5 protein-coding genes are annotated in these 18,127 nt (G+C 48.0%); 1 reads left to right on the forward strand and 4 read right to left on the reverse strand.

Annotated elements, in window-relative coordinates; genetic code table 11:
* Window positions 1-149 precede the first annotated feature (149 nt).
* A complete protein-coding gene (locus QUA13_RS09690; protein WP_333198131.1) occupies window positions 150-3,440 on the forward strand; it encodes a DUF4347 domain-containing protein in 3,291 nt (1,096 codons plus the stop codon).
* Between the two features lie 236 nt (window positions 3,441-3,676).
* Here QUA13_RS09690 and QUA13_RS09695 read toward each other — a convergent pair whose 3' ends face one another.
* The 4 genes from QUA13_RS09695 to QUA13_RS09710 are packed head-to-tail and all read right to left on the reverse strand — an operon-like array spanning window position 3,677 to window position 17,971.
* A complete protein-coding gene (locus QUA13_RS09695) occupies window positions 3,677-7,198 on the reverse strand; it encodes an AAA-like domain-containing protein (RefSeq protein WP_445242694.1) in 3,522 nt (1,173 codons plus the stop codon).
* Window positions 7,199-7,225: 27 nt separating this feature from the next.
* Window positions 7,226-10,795 (reverse strand): AAA-like domain-containing protein, encoded by a 3,570-nt coding sequence (locus QUA13_RS09700; protein ID WP_333198133.1) that lies wholly within the window; start codon window positions 10,793-10,795, stop codon window positions 7,226-7,228.
* 24 nt (window positions 10,796-10,819) lie between these two features.
* Window positions 10,820-14,362 (reverse strand): AAA-like domain-containing protein, encoded by a 3,543-nt coding sequence (locus QUA13_RS09705; RefSeq protein WP_445242695.1) that lies wholly within the window; start codon window positions 14,360-14,362, stop codon window positions 10,820-10,822.
* A gap of 27 nt (window positions 14,363-14,389) precedes the next feature.
* On the reverse strand, window positions 14,390-17,971 hold the full coding sequence (locus QUA13_RS09710; RefSeq protein WP_333198135.1) for a WD40 domain-containing protein: 3,582 nt from the start codon (window positions 17,969-17,971) through the stop codon (window positions 14,390-14,392).
* Window positions 17,972-18,127: the final 156 nt, after the last annotated feature.

Consider the following 18,127-nt stretch of genomic DNA (forward strand, 5'->3'; position numbering starts at 1 on the left):
AAAGAAAATTTTTCCTTATAATTTCATCTCCCAGATTTATAATTGAGGTTTTAATTCGGCTTTCAGCCTTCAGCCTTCTGTATCTCTAGCCTTCTGCTTTCAAGGTGAATCTACCAGCAAATAGCAAACATTCTCATAGGGTATGCGAAATGAACTCAACTTTTGCCAGTATTGATTCACAATCTGCGATCCGCAATTCTAGTTCTAAATCTATTGTCTTCATTGATTCCGACTTAGATGACTATCAAACTCTTGCGGGTAGCGTGCTTCCAGGCGCAGAGATCATCATTTTAGATAAAAATGGCAACGGAGTCGAGCAAATTACTGCGAAACTGCAAACAATTTCTGCTGCGGGAGGAACTGTAGACCAAGTTCACATTTTTTCTCACGGCAATTCTGGCAGCTTGCAGCTAGGTTCTACAACGTTGAATTCGGATAATTTACCGCAATATGAAAGCCAGTTGCAAGAGTGGCGAAATGCCCTGAGCGACCAAGCAGATATTGTACTTTACGGTTGCGATGTTGCTGCGGGATCGGGAAGCGATTTTGTCGATCGCCTGGGCGAGTTAACCGGGGCTGATATTGCAGCATCTAGCGATCGCACTGGCCGCGGCGGTAACTGGAATTTGGAGTTTGCCAAGGGTGATATTGAAGCACCGCTAGCCTTGACTCCAGAGGCAATGGCTGATTACCGAGGAACTTTAAAGACTATTACCGTTACTAACACTAACGATAGCGGGCCGGGTTCATTGAGAGATGCGATCGCCTCTGCAGCGGCCGGCGATACCATTCAATTTGCCTCCACTCTTGCCAGCCAAACAATTACTCTCACTTCCGGTCAACTTGTCATCAACAAAAACTTGACAATTGATGCAGTTGGTGCAGCAAATTTAACCATCAGCGGCAACAATGCTTCGCGGGTGATCCTTACCGAAGGTTCAACCAATGTTACTCTAAAAAACCTGATTGTTGCCAACGGCAAAGTTTCTGGTACTGACCCCAACAATCAGACAACTAGCGCCGGTGGTGGCATTCAAACAGGAGGTAGCAGCACTTTAACTTTAGAAAATTGCCAAGTCAATAATAATGTTGCCGGTTTTGGTGGCGGCATTTACACGGGTTTCCGCAGCACGACGACTGTAATTAACAGCAAGTTTAGCGGCAATGACGGTTCGCTAGCAGATAATACCGAACGCGGTGGCGGTGCGATCGCCACTAAAAGTGGCGGTGTTCTGACTATCAGAGATAGCGAATTTACCAACAACAAAGGCAGCTACGGCGGAGCTGTTAATAACCTGTTGGGCAGCATGACGATCGAAAACTCTAAATTCACTGGCAACAGCACAGATAAAGGCGTTGGCGGGGCAGTTTACGTCGATGGCGCTAATGCTTCGGGTCCCAATGCAACCCCTGGCCCTGTTGCCGGAACTATTGCTATCCGCAACAGCGTTTTTGATGGCAATATCGGAGCGAGAGAAGGAGGAGCGGGGTTTTTATTTGGCTATCTTCAAGATAAGATAGTTTTGGAAAATAGCACTTTTGTTAACAATAAAGCTGTTAAGGATCTAGCAGGAGTTGGAGGTTCGGGAGGCGCCATCCGTCACGGAAATGTGGATCTAACGGTAACAAACTCCACTTTTGCTAATAACCAAGCTGAAGATAATGGGGGCGGTTTGTGGTCAGGAGGAGATGGAAATATCAGCATTGTCAACAGTACATTTTCCGGCAACAGCGCTGCTAAGCAGGGCGGAGCAATGCTTGTCGCTAACAGAGATTCCTTTTCTACTAACATCGTCAATTCGACTTTTGCTAAGAATACCGCTGAATTTTCCGGAGGTATTGCTACTTTTAACGATCCTGTGAAATCGCCAATTACTGTCAAGAATTCGATTTTTGATAGGAATACGGCAAGTAACTCTTTTAAAACTAGGCAGCACACTGGACGGGAGCTAATCGATGGGGGAAACAATCTTCAATTTCCCGCTAAACTGACGGTGGGAGATCCTAATGATAGTAATGTTACGGCAAATGTGAGGATCGCAGACCCTTTACTCGGCCCTTTGGAAAATATTAACGGCGTTTTTGTGCTGCCGCTGCTAGTAGGAAGTCCGGCAATTGATACGGGTACTGGTGCGGGCGCGCCGGCGGCAGATCAGCGCGGTGTGAGCCGCCCTCAAGATGGCGATAATAACGGAAGTGCGATCGTTGATATCGGCGCTTTTGAATTCACCACTACAGTCACGCCGACTCCGACTCCGACGCCCACACCCGCGCCGACTCCCACTCCGACTGAGACTCCAACTCCAACGCCCACACCTGCACCGACTCCAACGCCCACACCCGCACCGACTCCAACGCCCACACCCGCACCGACTCCAACGCCCACACCCGCACCGACTCCGACGCCCACACCCGCACCGACTCCGACGCCCACCCCCGCGCCGACTCCAACTCCGACACCGGAAACAGATGATTGCCTGCTGGATGACCTCAACGCCCCGCAACTCGACTCTGCCACCATTACTCCCAACCCCGTCCAACAAACTCTCAACGGGGGTAACGATGCCGATTTCATCATGAGCAGCGGCGTCAACGAGTCGATTAACGGACTTGCCGGCAACGATACTCTCTACGGTATGGGTGGCAATGACAACATCCAAGGCGGTGCAGATAACGACTCGCTCTTCGGCAATGAAGGCAGCGATTTCATCCAAGGCGACGCTGGTAACGATACCATCTACGCGGGCAAAGATAATGACACTGTTGTTGGCGGAGATGGCGAGGACTTTTTGAGGGGAGATATCGCCAATGATACTGTTGCCGGCGGCGGTGGGAACGACACCATTTTTGGCGGTAAAGATGACGATATCTTGCTCGGTGAAGATGGCGACGACTACATTTTAGGCAACTTAGGAAATGACACAATTAATGCTGGAGACGGCAACGATATTGCGTTTGGCAATGAAGGTGCAGACCTGATTTTTGGCTTATTGGGACATGACACGCTTTACGGTGGCAAAGAAAACGACAGTCTCGATGGCGGTGAGGGCAACGACTTACTCTTCGGCGGCAATGAAAACGATGTGCTCTGTGGCGACATCGGTAACGATACCCTGTATGGAGGCAAAGGTAATGATATTCTCAGTGGCGGTGCTGGTAGCGATTTCCTTTCCGGGGATGTTGGGGACGATACATTGACGGGAGGTTCGGGAAATGATGTGTTTTTCCTCAGTCAAAGTTTGGGTAGTGACACCATTAATGATTTCCGCAAGGGAGAGGATTTAATTGGGTTAAATTCTGGTTTTAGTTTCAATCAACTCAGCATTACTTCGAGCAACAATCAGACTTTGATTACTGTGACGGACACCAATCAATTGTTGGCGAAGCTTAACGGTATTACGCCCGGTATTCTCACCGCTAGCGATTTCATTAGTCTGTAGTTATTATACCAAATCCAGGTTGGCTACTCCCTTTATCCGTCGCCGATTGAAACCTCTACTACAGACACTCACGTCCGAGCAGAAGGGGACTAAGAGATAAAGGGAGTATTTAAGCCTGATTTAGTATTATAGCCGAACCCAATACAAAGTATTGAATTTAGAAAAATATTCTCTAATATTCTGACAATCTCGACCACACATATTAATCAATTTTTACTAATAAAGCGGACTAGAGATTATTCCGTGTCAATGCGCGAACACAACAAGCGATCGCCCTTTTCCACTATTGCATTCGTCCGCAAATAATCGCGCACGCGATCGCAACCATAACCCAACAAATTCAGATTCAACACTCGCTCCACATTCCACAGAATCAGCGTGTTATCCTCACTGACCGAAGCCACAAACTTTCCGTCAGAACTGTAGGCCAATCCCCTAATCGCCGCCGTGTGACCTCTAAGCGTTGTTAGTTGCGTACCGTCCAGTTTCCACAACTTCACCGTGTTGTCTACACTGCCAGAAGCAATAATTTGACCGTCAGGACTAAACGCCACTCCCCACACCGCTGCTGCGTGACCTACAAGCGTTCTCAATAACTTACCGTCCACAGTCCAAAGCTTAACGGTATTGTCTCCACTGCCAGAAGCGATGATATTACCTTGACGGTTAAAACAAACTCTCCAAACTGCCGCACCGTGACCTCGAAAGGTTCTCACTAACGTACCGTCAAGCTGCCACAACTTCACAGTCCCGTCTCCTCCTGCGGAGGCAACTAACTGCCCGTCTGGGCTAAATGCTACGTGCCAAACAGGAGTATTATGTCCTGTCAGGGTATGCAGTAACGTTCCATTGCGCCGCCAAAGCTTGACCGTGTTATCTTGACTTGAAGAAGCGAGGATTTGACCGTCAGGACTAAACGCTACTCCAAAAAGCGCAGCTTTATGACCTGTTAAAGTTGCACTCGAATTGCCGTTTCGCTGCCACACATTCACCTTATGGTCGTCTCTGCCAGCAGCAATTAACTGGCGATCGCCGCCAGTTATAGCAACCCCATAAATTGCTGCATTCTCTCCGGTGAAAGTCGCCAGCAATTTGCCTTGGCGACTCCAAAGTTTAGTAGTGCCGTCCTCGCTGCCCGTAGCAATTGTAGAGCTATCAGCACTCAGAGCGATCGCCCAAATTCCTGCTTTATGTGCAGTAATAGTTGTCTGCAATGGATTTTGACTTTCCCACAGTCTGACGGTGTTTTCTGCGCCTGCCGACGCAATAAAGCTGCCGTCGGGACTCCAATCAACCCCCCAAATTGCAGCGCTGTGACCTCTGAAGGTTGTCAATTCTGTTCCGTCAACGTTCCAAAGTTTTACAGTTTTATCCCGACTGGCAGAGGCGATGGTTTGACCGTTTGGACTAAACACAAGGGCAGATACCACAGCCGTATGACCTTCGAGCGTTCTCAGCAAAGTGCCGTCACGCTTCCAAAGTTTTACCGTTTTATCTCCACTTGCCGACGCAATTGTTTCACCGTCGGGACTAAACGCCACTGAACACAAGACAGAAATATGACCTTCGAGAGTTCTCAGAAAAGTGCCGTCACGCTTCCAGAGTTTTACCGTTTTGTCTCCACTTGCCGACGCAATTGTTTCACCGTCGGGACTAAAAACTACTGAGCCTACCCCAGCAGTATGACCCTGAAGCGTTTTCAACAAAGTGCCGTCTTGGTTCCAGAGTTTTACGGTGTTGTCAGCGCTGGCAGAGGCTATTGTTTTACCGTCGGGACTAAAGGCTACTCCCCACACGCTAGCACTGTGACCCTGAAAAGTTTTCAACAAAGTGCCGTCCAACCTCCAAACTTTCACCGCGTCATCGTCACTTCCAGAAGCAATGAGTTGACCGTTCGGGCTAAATTTGACTGTTTTGACGCTCGCTTGATGACCTGCGAGCGTGGCAACTTCTGTCCCGTCGCGCCGCCAAAGTTTAACAGTTTTATCTACACTTGCGGAGGCAATCAGCTTACTGTCAGGACTGATATCGACTGCCATAACAGCCGCTTTATGCCCAGAAAAACGGTTGTATTCATCTGCTTGATAAACGGCTTGTCGCAGTACATTTTCAACTTCGCGATCGATACTGGCATCTGCCGATTTTAATCTTTGTAATTTTCGTTTAGCTTCGATCGCTTCTATCAGCGCGTCTAATCTCCGGTTTGAGGCAAACAATCCATCAGAAGAAGATGTCAGTGCTTTAATTTCGCTGATTCTTGCTTCGCGTTCGCTTGCTACTGCTCGGCGATACTGAAAATAAGTTGTCACCCCTAAGCCGCCGGCAAATAGCAATGCTCCACTGACTGCAAACAGCAAAAATCTTTGTCGTTTGGCAGCTTTTTTCTCTTGAATTAATCGTATTTGTTCCTCTCTCAGTCGCGCTTCTACTTCTTTTGTCCGTTCTGCTTCTAAAGCGAGTTGAACTTCTTGGCGATCGAGGTTTTGACTGGCAGCAATAAATTGATAATCTAAGTCGCTCAAACTTTTTCCTTGCGCCCAAAATAGAGCTTCTTCCAGAGCTTGACCGCGCAAAAGCCGCGATTCGTCCTGTTGTCTAGAAGCAATCCAAGCATCGAAGGCTTGGGAGTAAGGGCGCAGTTTTCCTAATTGTTGCTCTACCCATTCGAGGTTAAATACTTCTCGATAAATTCGGTTTTTTACCTGCAAATAACCCGGCTGTTTGACGACTAATCCCGATAGCAATAGTTCGATTTGCTCTCGGCTGTCATCGGTTGCCACTTTTACGCCTTGTAAGATTTGCTGATAAATGCCTAGCAATCTAGCTGCGCGTTGTTCGTTGCGAAGAAGGCGATCGCGTATCGTTTTCAAATGCTCTGGTTCGTCTTGGGATTCCCAGTTTTCGATAAGTTGCGCTCTGACCACAAATTCGACAAAAAATCCTTCAGTTATCGGTGGTATTGTTAAATCACCGCCGCGGGATTCTTTAGCAGTTCTTACCACCAACTCACATATTTTTTGGGCCATAAATGGCTGTCCTCCAGTCCAAGCTAATATTTCTTTTATGACTGCTGGTGGATGGGGGATTATATTTTCTAATCCTAAAGCTAATGGTTGTGCTTCCTCAAAAGAAAAACCCTGCAAATCGAGCGCTCGTCCGATATTAAAAGGAGTCCGATTTTTATCTACTATTAAATCGCTGGGCGTCGCTACTCCGAAAATGGCGAAGGTAATTCGATTGTATTCTGGATTGATGGCTCTTTGGTTGTAACAGTACCGAATCAAGGCAAAAAAATCATCGACTGGAAAATCTAAACTTAAAATGCTATCAATTTCATCAACAAATATAATAATTCTGTCTTCTGGAAATTTGGCTAACAAGATGTCTTCGATGAAATGGCTCAATCTTTGGAGGAGAGAAACTTCTTCTTCTTTCCACCAGTTTTTAAAATTAACCTGCCCTAATAATTTGAAGCCGCGCCACAAATCGCCAACGATTCCTTTATACCACTGTAGGGGAGTGATATTTTCGCTGCCGATGCGGGTCATGTCGATGGTGCTGCATTGAAATCCTTCAGCTTGCAATCGATATTGAGTGCGGACTAAGAGGGAAGATTTGCCCATTTGCCGCGAGTTGAGGACGTAACAAAATTCGCCAGCTTTTAATGCTTCGTAGAGTTCGGAATCGGCCGTTCTTACTACATAGGTAGGCGCATTGTTGGCGAGACTGCCACCAATTTGGTATTGATAATTGTTCATCATTTTGAGCTAAGAGTTTCTGATTATTTAACGATCGCCCGCTCGATCGCACAGATGTCTGTCCTCCTCCTTCACATCGGCATTTGTTCGCAGGTAATCCCGCACGCGATCGCACGCATAAGCGAGTTCATCGAGTTTGAGAATGCGCTCCACATCCCACAAAATCACCCTGCGATCGTCCCCGGCGGAGGCAATGAGTTTGCCATCGGGGCTAAACGCAACTCCCCAAACGTTCCCTTCATGTCCGGTTAGCGTCGTTATTTCTGTCCCGTCGGTTTTCCAAAGTTTGAGTGCGCCAGTTGAGCCTCCGCCCACCAGCATTTGACCGTCAGGACTGAAATCAACCGCCATCATGCCTCTAGTATTTCCCTTGAGGGTTTTGAGCAACCTGCCATCGCTCGTCCAGAGTTTAATCGTGTCATCCCTGCTGGCCGTTGCCAAAGTGCGATCGTCTGGACTGATGGCAACTTCCCAAACAGGGCTGCGATGACCCTCTAGAGTCTTGGAAAACCTACCGTCAAGACTCCACAAGCGAGCAGTGCTGTCGCTACTGGCTGAAACCAGCCTCTGTCCGTCAGGGGTAAAGTCCACATCGTAAACCCTAGCCCGATGCCCTGTGAAAGTTTTCAGCAAAGTGCCGTCCTTGTTCCACAGTTTCACAGTTTTATCGTTGCTAGCAGAAGCCAGTAGCCGACCATCTGGACTGACGGAGGCATCCCACACTCCCGCCCCATGTCCTGTAATGGTTTTCAGCAGCGTCCCGTCGAACTGCCAGAACTTAATTGTTTTATCTTCACTAGCGGTAGCAAAAATAGGCGGGTTTGCAGGATTGGCGAAGTTAGTACCAGAGAGGAAAGCAACCGAGTGAACGGCAGTCTCGTTTCCGGCAAAAGACTTCAGCAACGTCCCGTCTCGCGCCCACAGTTTGAAACTGCCATCGGAACAGGCGGAAGCTAGCATCTGACCTTCGGGGGAGAAATCCACATCCCAAATCGTGCCGCCATGTCCGTAAAGGACTTTCGAGAAGGGGTTTGTCGGATTCCAGAGTCGAGCGGTATTGTCGTCGCTAGCAGAGACAACCATTTGACTGTTGGGAATAAAGGTCACGCCTCGAATTCCCGATTGATGCCCTTTAAGGACTTTCAACAGCGTCCCGTCCGGCTTCCAGAGATTGATGGTTCCGTCGGCGCTGGTGGAAGCAATCACATCGCCTGCTGTACTGACAGCGACTTCAAACACTTCGGCACTATGACCGCTAAGAGTTCGTAGCAGGGTTCCGTCTGGTTGCCAGAGTTTGACAGTGTTGTCAGCGCTGGCAGAGATAATGGCGGGACGTTTGGCACCGCTATTGTCTGCAAGTAAAGCGAACTCAACGTCCCAAACAATGCCGCTGTGACCTTCCAGAGTGCTCACCAGTTCGCCATCTAGAGTCCAGACCTTGACCGTATTATCTGTGCTGCTAGAGGCGAGGAGGTTTCCATCCGGGCTAAAGGCAACACCCCAAACTGCACCTTGATGTCCGCTCAGGGTTTTGAGCGGTTTGCCATCAACGCTCCACAGGCGAATGGTGCTGTCTTCACTGGCGGAGGCGATGCGCTCACCGTCTGGACTCACGGCAATGTCCCATATCGCAGCGCTGTGTCCCTGAAAGGTTTTGAGCAGTTTGCCTTCCCGACTCCACAGATAAATGTTGCCGTCCACGCTGGATGTTACCAGGCGCTGGCTGTCGGGAGTAAAACGGAGGGCGTAGACGCTGCTGATCGTATGCTGGAGAGTGTGCAGCAAGGTGCCATCCCGTTGCCACACCTTGGCTGTTTGGTCGCCGCCTCCGGTGGCGATGAGTTGACCGTCTGGACTGACATCAACTGCCAGAACCGGGCTGGAATGCCCCAACAGGCGATTGAATTCTGCCGTTCCGTAGATGGCTTGTTGCAGTATTTGTTGAACTTGAGATTGCGAATGGGGGCTGGAATTCGCGAGACTGTCGAGCCTGTGTCTGGCTTTGATGGCACTCACGAGGGCGTCCAATCGCTGTTGGGAGGCGAATTGTCCTGCGGAGGAGGAGGTGAGGGCTTGAATTTCGCTGATGCGGGCTTGCTGCTCGCTGGTCATCGCGTAATGATATTGCCAGAGGGCAAGAATGCCAAAGGCGATCGCAACGATTAATGCCGCACTCAAGGCTGCGATCGACCTTCGCTGTCGCTTCGCTATCTCTCGCTCTAAAACTAACCGCTTGCGTTCTTCTGCGAGTCTCGCTTCAACTTCTCTGAGCCTCGCTGCTTCCAGCGCTTGCTGCACTTCCAGCCTGTCTAATTCTTGAGAAGTCGCTAAAAATTGATAATCCAAATCGCTCAAACTTTTTCCCTGGGCCCAGTAGGAAGCGTCTTTTAGCGATTGTCCCCGCAACAGTCGCGATTCATCGGTTTGTTTTGAAGCGATCCAAGCGTTGAAAGCTTGGGAGTAAGGACGCAGTTGCTCTAACTGTTTTTCTACCCATTGTAGGTTAAACACTGCTTGATAAATCGGGTTTTTGACCTTCAACAAACCTTGTTGTTTAACTACCAAACCTGATAGCAACAGTTCGATCTGCTCTCGACTATCATCGGCTTCAATTTCACCCCCCTGTAAGAGCTGCTGATAGATGCCTAAGCTACGTGCAGTGTATTGTTCGTTGCTAAGGAGGCGATCGCGTATCGTTTTTAAATGCTCCGGTTCGTCTAGGGATTCCCATTTATCGATGATTTGCGATCGCACCAAACTATCCACCCAAAATGCCTCTGCTCCCGGGGGAATATTTACTACTCCGCCCGCCGTTTCAAGGCTAGCTCTGTAAGCCAAATAGCAAATTTTCTGGGTGAGGAATGGCTGTCCTGAAGTCCAAGCTAATATTTGTTTGATTACGGCATCAGGATTACTTACGGCACTCTCTAATCCTTTAACTAATAGTTGCGATTCGTGCCGTTCAAAACCCCGCAAATCTATAGCACGACCGATATTAAAAGGAGTTCGCTTTTTGTCAGCTATTAAATCGCTCGGCGCGGCTACTCCAAAAATTGCAAAACTAATGCGATTGTATGAAGGATTAATCGCTCGCTGATTGTAGCAAAACCGAATCAGGGCGAAAAAATCATCGACCGCGAAATCCAAACTGAGAATGCTATCGATTTCATCGATGAATATAAATATCTGCTGTTGAGGAAATTTGACCAGTAGGATATCTTCTATAAAATGGCTCAATTTTTGCAGAAACGAGACATCTTCTTCATCGCACCACCAGGTTTTAAAATTAACTTGTCCTAATAATTTGAAGCCGCGCCACAGTTCCCCAATCATGCCTTTATACCACTGTAGGGGAGTGATATTTTCGCTGCCGATGCGGGTCATGTCGATGGTGCTGCATTGAAATCCTTCAGCTTGCAATCGGTGCAAGGTGCGGACTAAGAGAGAAGATTTGCCCATTTGCCGCGAGTTGAGGACGTAACAAAATTCGCCAGCTTTTAATGCTTCGTAGAGTTCGGAATCGGCAGCTCTTACTACATAGGTAGGCGCATTATTGGCGAGACTGCCACCAATTTGGTATGGATAATTGTTCATCATTTTGAGCTAAGAGTTTCTGATTATTTAGCGATCGCCCACTCGATCGCACAAATGTCTGTCCTCCTCCTTCACATCGGCATTCGTTCGCAAATAATCCCGCACCCAGTCGCAACCATAAGCCAGGGGGTCTGTATTGAGAATTCGCTTCACATTCCACAAAATGACAGTGCGATCGTCCCCAACAGAAGCAATTTGTTTGCCATCGGGACTAAACGCCACCGCCCAAACATTCCCCTCATGTCGGGTTAGCGTCGTTATTTCCGTGCCGTCAATTTTCCAGAGTTTGACTGCGCCAGATGCGCCTCCGGCCACCAGCATTTGACCGTCAGGACTGAAATCAACCGCCATCATGCCTCTAGTATTTCCCTTGATGGTTTTGAGCAACGTGCCATCGATCGTCCAAAGTTTAATCGTGTCATCCATGCTCGCACTTGCCAAAGTCCGACCGTCTGGACTGACAGCGACTTCCCAAATTCCACTGCGATGACCTTTCAAAGTCTTGTTCAAGCGACCGTCCAAACTCCACAACCGAACTGTGCCATCTGCACTGACAGAAACCAGCCTGTTTCCGTCGGGGGTAAAGTCCACATCGTAAATCCTAGCCTCATGTCCTGCGAACGTTTTCAGCAAAGTGCCGTCTCGCTTCCACAGTTTCACGGTTTTGTCGTCGCTGGCAGAAGCGAAGAACTGACCGTCTGGACTGACGGAGACATCCCAAACGCTAGCCCCATGTCCTGTTATGGTTTTCAGCAGCGTCCCGTCGAACTGCCAGAGTTTAATCGTTTTATCTGTACCAGCAAAAGCGAGTACAGGCAAGATATCTTCTTTGGCAAAGCTAGCAGGAGAGACGAAAGCAACCGAATAAACGGGAGACTTGTCTCCCGCCAAAGACTTCAGCAACGTACCGTCTTTTGCCCACACTTTGAAGCTGCCATCCGAACCGGCTGAAGCTAACATCTGACCGTCCTGGCTGAAGTCCACATCCCAAATGATGCCGCTATGTCCGTACAGGACTTTCGAGAAAGGGTTTGTCAGGTTCCATAGCCGGACGGTATTGTCGTCGCTGGCGGAGACAGCGATTTGAGTGTTGGGAATAAAGGTAACGCCGCGAATTGCAGATTGATGCCCTTTGAGGACTTTCAAAAGCGTCCCGTCCGGCTTCCAGAGATTGATGGTTCCGTCTGCGCTGGCGGAAGCAATGACATCGCCTGAATCGCTGACGGCAATTTCCAACACTTCCGAACTGTGACCCCCGAGAGTTCGTAGCAGCGTTCCGTCGAGTTGCCAGATTTTAACCGTGTTGTCAGCGCTGGCAGAGAGAATAGCGAAACGTTTTGTGCCGTCACTGTCTGCGAGGAAGGCGAACTTAACGTCCCAAACGGCAGCCGCGTGCCCTTCCAGAGTTCTCACTCCTTTGCCATCCTTGGTCCAGACCTTGACCGTACCGTCGGTGCTGCTAGAGGCGAGCAGGTTTCCATCCGAACTGAAGGCAATACCCCAAACCCCACCTTGATGTCCGCTTAGTGTCTCCAGCAGTTTGCCATTAAAGTCCCACAGGCGAATCGTGCTGTCTTCGCTGCCAGTGGCAAAGCGATCGCCGCCCGGACTGACGGCAATGTCCCATATCGCAGCGCTGTGTCCCTGAAAGGTTTTGAGGAGCTTGCCGTCTCGATCCCACAGATAAATGCTGCCGTTGAGACTGGATGTGACCAGGCGCTGGCTGTCGGGACTGAATTTGAGCCCGAAGACAGCAGCCGGGTGTTGCAGGTTGTGGAGCAGCGCACCGTCCCGCTGCCACAGCTTGACTGTTCGGTCGCCGCCGCCGGTGGCGATGAGTTGGGCGTCTGGGCTGACATCAAGGCCCAGAACCACGCTGGAATGCGCCGTCAGGCGATTGAATTCTGCCGTTCCGTAGATGGCCTGTTGCAGCACTTGTCGAACTTGCGATCGCAACTGGGGGTTGGAATTAGGGAGGTCATCGAGCCTGCGTCTGGCTTTGATGGCAGTGACGAGGGCGTCTAATCGCTGTTGAGAGGCGAATTGCCCTGTGGAGGAGATGCTGAGGGCTTGTATTTCGCTTTTGGCGGCGCGGTAATATTGCCAGAGGGCGAAAATGGCGGATGCGATCGCAGCTATCAGCAACCCACTCAACGCTGCAATAAACTTGCGCTGTCGCTGTGCTGTCTTTCTTTCATAAGCTACGCGCTTGCGTTCTTCTACCAGTCGTGCTTCGACTTCTTTTACTCGTTCTGCTTCCAGTGCTTGCTGCATTTCCAACTTGTCTAATTCACCAGAAGCGGCTAAAAACTGATAGTCCAAATCGCTCAAACTTTTACCTTGCGCCCAGGATTTAGCGTCTTTCAGCGCTTGTCCGCGCAACAGTCGCGATTCGTCTTGTTGTTTGGAAGCGATCCAAGCATCAAATAGTTGAGAGTAAGGGCGCAGTTGCCCTAAGTGTTTTTCTACCCATTCGAGATTAAATACTTCTTGATAAATTATGTTTTTTACCTGCAAATACCCATATTTTTTTACCACTAAACCCGATAGCAAGAGTTCGATTTGTTCTCGGCTGTCATCGGTTGGTACTTCCACACTTTGCAAGATTTGCTGGTAAATGCTGAGCAATCTTCCGGCGCGTTGTTCGTTTCTCAGGAGGCGATCGCGTATCGTTTTCAGATGCTCTGGCTCGTCTAGGGATTCCCAGTTATTGACGATGCGCGATCGCACCAAACTATCCACCCAAAATGCCTCTGTTCCCGGGAGAATATTTACTAATCCGCCTGCCGTTTCTCGGCTAGCTCTGTACGCCAAATAGCAAATTTTCTGGGTGAGGAATGGCTGTCCTGAAGTCCAAGCTAATATTTGTTTGATAACGGCATCTGGATTACTTACGGCACTCTCTAATCCTTTAACTAATAGTTGCGATTCGTGCCGTTCAAAACCACGCAAATCTATAGCACGACCGATATTAAAAGGAGTTCGCTTTTTGTCAGCTATTAAATCGCTCGGCGCGGCTACTCCAAAAATTGCAAAACTAATGCGATTGTATGAAGGATTAATCGCTCGCTGATTGTAGCAAAACCGAATCAGGGCGAAAAAATCATCGACCGCGAAATCCAAACTGAGAATGCTATCGATTTCATCGATGAATATAAATATCTGCTGTTGAGGAAATTTGACCAGTAGGATATCTTCTATAAAATGGCTTAATCTTTGCAGAAACGAGACATCTTCTTCATCGCACCACCAGGTTTTTAAGTTAACTTGCCCTAATAATTTGAAGCCGCGCCACAGTTCCCCAATCATGCCTTTATACCACTGTAAAGGAGTGATATTTTCGCTGCCGATGCGGGTCATGTCGATGGTGCTGCATTGAAATCCTTCAGCTTGCAATCGGTGCAAGGTGCGGACTAAGAGAGAAGATTTTCCCATTTGCCGCGAGTTGAGGACGTAACAAAATTCGCCGGCTTTTAATGCTTCGTAGAGTTCGGAATCGGCCGCTCTTACTACATAGGTAGGCGCATTATTGGCGAGACTGCCACCAATTTGGTATTGATAATTGTTCATCATTTTGAGCTAAGAGTTTCTGATTATTTAGCGATCGCCCGCTCGATCGCACAAATGTCTGTCCTCCTCCTTCACATCAGGATTCGTCTGCAAATAATCCCGCACCCAGTCGCAACCATACTGGAGAAAATCGAGCTGGAAAATTCGCTCTAAATTCCATAAAATTGCTGTAGTATCCTGACTCGCTGAGGCGATGAACTTCCCATCAGGGCTAAAGGTAACTCCGAACACTCCATCGCTATGTCTTTTTAAGGTTTCAAGTTCTTGACCACCGTACCTCCAAAGTTTAACAGTGCCGTCAAAACTTGCTGACGCGAGAGTCTTGCCATCGGGGCTAAATGCCACTGAGAATACCCCATTTTTGTGTCCCTTTAAGGCTCTAATTTCTGTACCATCCAACCGCCAAAGTCTCACCGTGCTATCCATACCTGCTGAAGCGAGAGTCTTGCCGTCAGGGCTAAACGCCACTCCCGCCACCTGACGGCGATGGCTTGTTAAAGTGTGTAGAAGCTTGTAGCTGGACTTTCCAGAGGCGATCGCATTATCCCACTGCCAAAGTTTGACTGTGCCGTCCACACTACCAGAGGCAATGAGCTTTCCATCGGGACTAAATGCCACTCCGTTAATGTAATCGGTATGTCCTTTGAGAGTTGCCAATTGGGTGCCGTCAATCCTCCAGACTTTGACCGTTTTATCCTCACCCACCGAGGCGAGTGACTGCCCATCTGGATGGAAATCAACCGCGAAGACTCTACCTTGATGTCCAGTAAAAGTCTGGAGTAAAGTTCCATCTAGTCGCCACAATCGAACAGTGCTGTCATAACCGCCTGTAGCAATCGTGTCTCCGTTTGGGCTGAAATCTACTCCGAAAACTTTATCAGCTTGTTTGGGGAAAGTGCGAATTAAGCTACCATCAAGCCACCAAAGTTTAACGGTATTATCACGACTGGCGGTGGCAATTGTCTTACCATCAGGACTGAATTTTATGGTGTAAATTGATGCTTGATGTCCGTTAAGAGTCTTGAGCAAACTGTCATCAAGTTTCCATAGCATTATCGGGCCATCCCAACTGGATGAGGCGAAGATTTGCCCGTCAGGACTCCAAGCCAATCCAGAGACGACATCCTTGGCGACTAGCAGGGTTTTTACCAGAGTCCCGTCAAGCTGCCACAGTTTGACTGTTCTGTCTAGACTTGCCGAGGCAAGCAAACCACCTTGAGGGTTAAAAGCGATTTTGGTCACGGCATCGCTGTGTCCAGTTAGGGTTTTGACTAAAGTTCCATCAAGGTGCCAAAGTTTGACCGTTTTATCCGCACTCGCCGAGGCAATGAGATATTCGGAAGGGCTGTTGGCGTAGCCTGCACTTGGCGCATAGGCAACATTCATAACTCTATCCGTATGTCCGGTAAGGGTTCCGATCGGTTTACCGTCTGCATTCCAGAGTTTGATGGTTCGATCTTTAGAAGCAGATGCAATAGTTTGACTGTCCGGGCTAAAGGCAACGCTGGTAACTTCATCTGTATGTCCGGTGAGAGTTCTGTGCAGTTTACCGTCTGTACTCCAGAGTTTAATTGTTTTATCTTTAGAAGCAGAAGCAATAATCTGATTGTTAGGAGCGATCGCGACTTGTGTAACGTTATCGGTATGTCCTTTTAATGTCTGCCACAAGGTATAACTCGGCTTGACATTGGGTGAATTTGTACTGTTTTTGCGCCAAAGTTTGACTGTTTTATCCGCAGAAGCAGAAGCAATTATATCCCCTTTGGGGTTAAATACGACTCCCCAAACTGCATTGTTGTGCCCTTGAAGTATTCCTAGTCTTGTACCGTCTTTTTCCCAAAGATCGATCGTTGTGTCGGCAGAAGCTGAGGCGATGATTTCTCCATCAGGGCTAAAAGTTACATCATTAACCACATTGTTATGCCCCGATAAATGATTATAGTCAACTGCTCCATAAACAGCTTGATGGAGGGCTTCTTTAACTGAGCGTTCGATCTCTGGGTCTACACCACCTAATTTTTGCAGTTGTCGTTTTCCTCTGATGGCTTGTATTAATGCGTCTAATTTTTGATTTGAGGCGAATAGTGCTTCGGAAGATTTGGCGATCGCTTTGATCTCGCTGACAGCAGTTTGCCGGTACTGAAAATACACCGCTAGCCCCAAGGCAGAGGCAATAATTAATGCTATACTTACTACAAATAGCATTAATCTTTGCCGCCTAGAACTTTTTTTCTCTACAGCTAATCTTTTTTGTTCTTCTGTTAGTCTGGCTTGAATTTCTTTAGCCCGTTCTGCTTCCAATCCTACCTGCATTTCTCTTCGGTCTAATTCTTCAGAAGCGCCTAAAAACTGATAATCTAAGTCACTCAAACTTTTACCCTGGGCCCAAGCTTGAGCATTTTTCAAGGCCTGTCCGCGCAACAGTCGGGATTTATCGGTCTGCTGGGAAGTTATCCAAGCATCAAAGGCTTGAGAGTATGGACGCAAGGAAGCGAGATTTTTTTCTACCCATTTTTTGTTAAATACTTCTTGATAAATCTGGTTTCTTACCTGTAAAAAACCCTGGTATTTTACTACCAAACCAGACAGCAATAGTTCTACCTGTTCTCGCGAGTCATCGGTGGGTACTTCCACTCCTTGTAAGATTTTTTGATAGATACCTAGTAGTCTTCCAGCACGTTGCTCATTTCTCAGGATGCGATCGCGGATCGTCTTTAAATGCTCTGGTTCGTCTTGAGATTCCCAATTCTCGATGATGTGCGATCGCACGACCGATTCCACAAAAAATCCTTCAGTTCCCGGTGGAATTATCAGCAAGTCACTGTGAGATTCTCGCGTCGCTCTTACTATCAATTGACACAGCTTTTGGCTCAGAAATGGTTGCCCAGAAGTCCAAGCTAATATTGATTTGATAATTGCCTCGGCATTACTAACTACACTCTCTAACCCTTGAGTTAAAGGAGAGGCTTCTTCCCAGGAAAAACCGTGCAAATCTACTGCTTGTCCGATATTAAAAGGTGTCCGATTTTTATCGGCGATTAAATCGCTGGGTGTAGCTACTCCGAAAATCGCGAAGGTAATCCGGTTGTATTCTGGATTAATGGCTCGTTGGTTGTAACAATAACGAATCAAGGCGAAAAAGTCATCAACGGGAAAATCTAAGCTTAAAATACTATCAATCTCATCGACAAATATAAAAATTCGCTCCTGCGGAAATTTTACTAATAAAATCTCTTCAATAAATTGACTCAATCTTTGCAGGAGAGAAACTTCTTCTTGTTCTTTCCACCAAGTTTTTAAGTTAAGTTGCCCTAAAAGATGGAAGCCGCGCCATAAATCCCCAACGATTCCTTTGTACCACTGTAAGGGAGTAATGTTTTCGCTGCCGATGCGGGTCATGTCGATGGTGCTGCATTGAAATCCTTCAGCTTGCAATCGGTGCAAGGTGCGGACTAAGAGAGAAGATTTTCCCATTTGCCGCGAGTTGAGGATGTAACAAAATTCGCCAGCTTTTAATGCTTCATAGAGTTCGGAATCGGCCGCTCTTACTACATAGGTAGGCGCATCACTGGCGAGACTGCCACCAATTTGGTATCTAACCTTGGTCATGCCGTTTACAGGTGGTTTTAAAGGTGAGTATGTAGTGAATTTATTTAGAGGTGAGGATGTGGTACTGGAGCTTGATTGTAATAAAAACTAATGCCTATTTTGGGTTAATTACCGCCTTTTTTTATTTGGTCTGGCGCGGACTTTGTTTGTATAGCA

The sequence above is a fragment of the Microcoleus sp. S28C3 genome (genome assembly GCF_036700785.1).
In the GTDB taxonomy this organism is placed as follows: Bacteria; Cyanobacteriota; Cyanobacteriia; order Cyanobacteriales; family Microcoleaceae; genus Microcoleus; species Microcoleus asticus.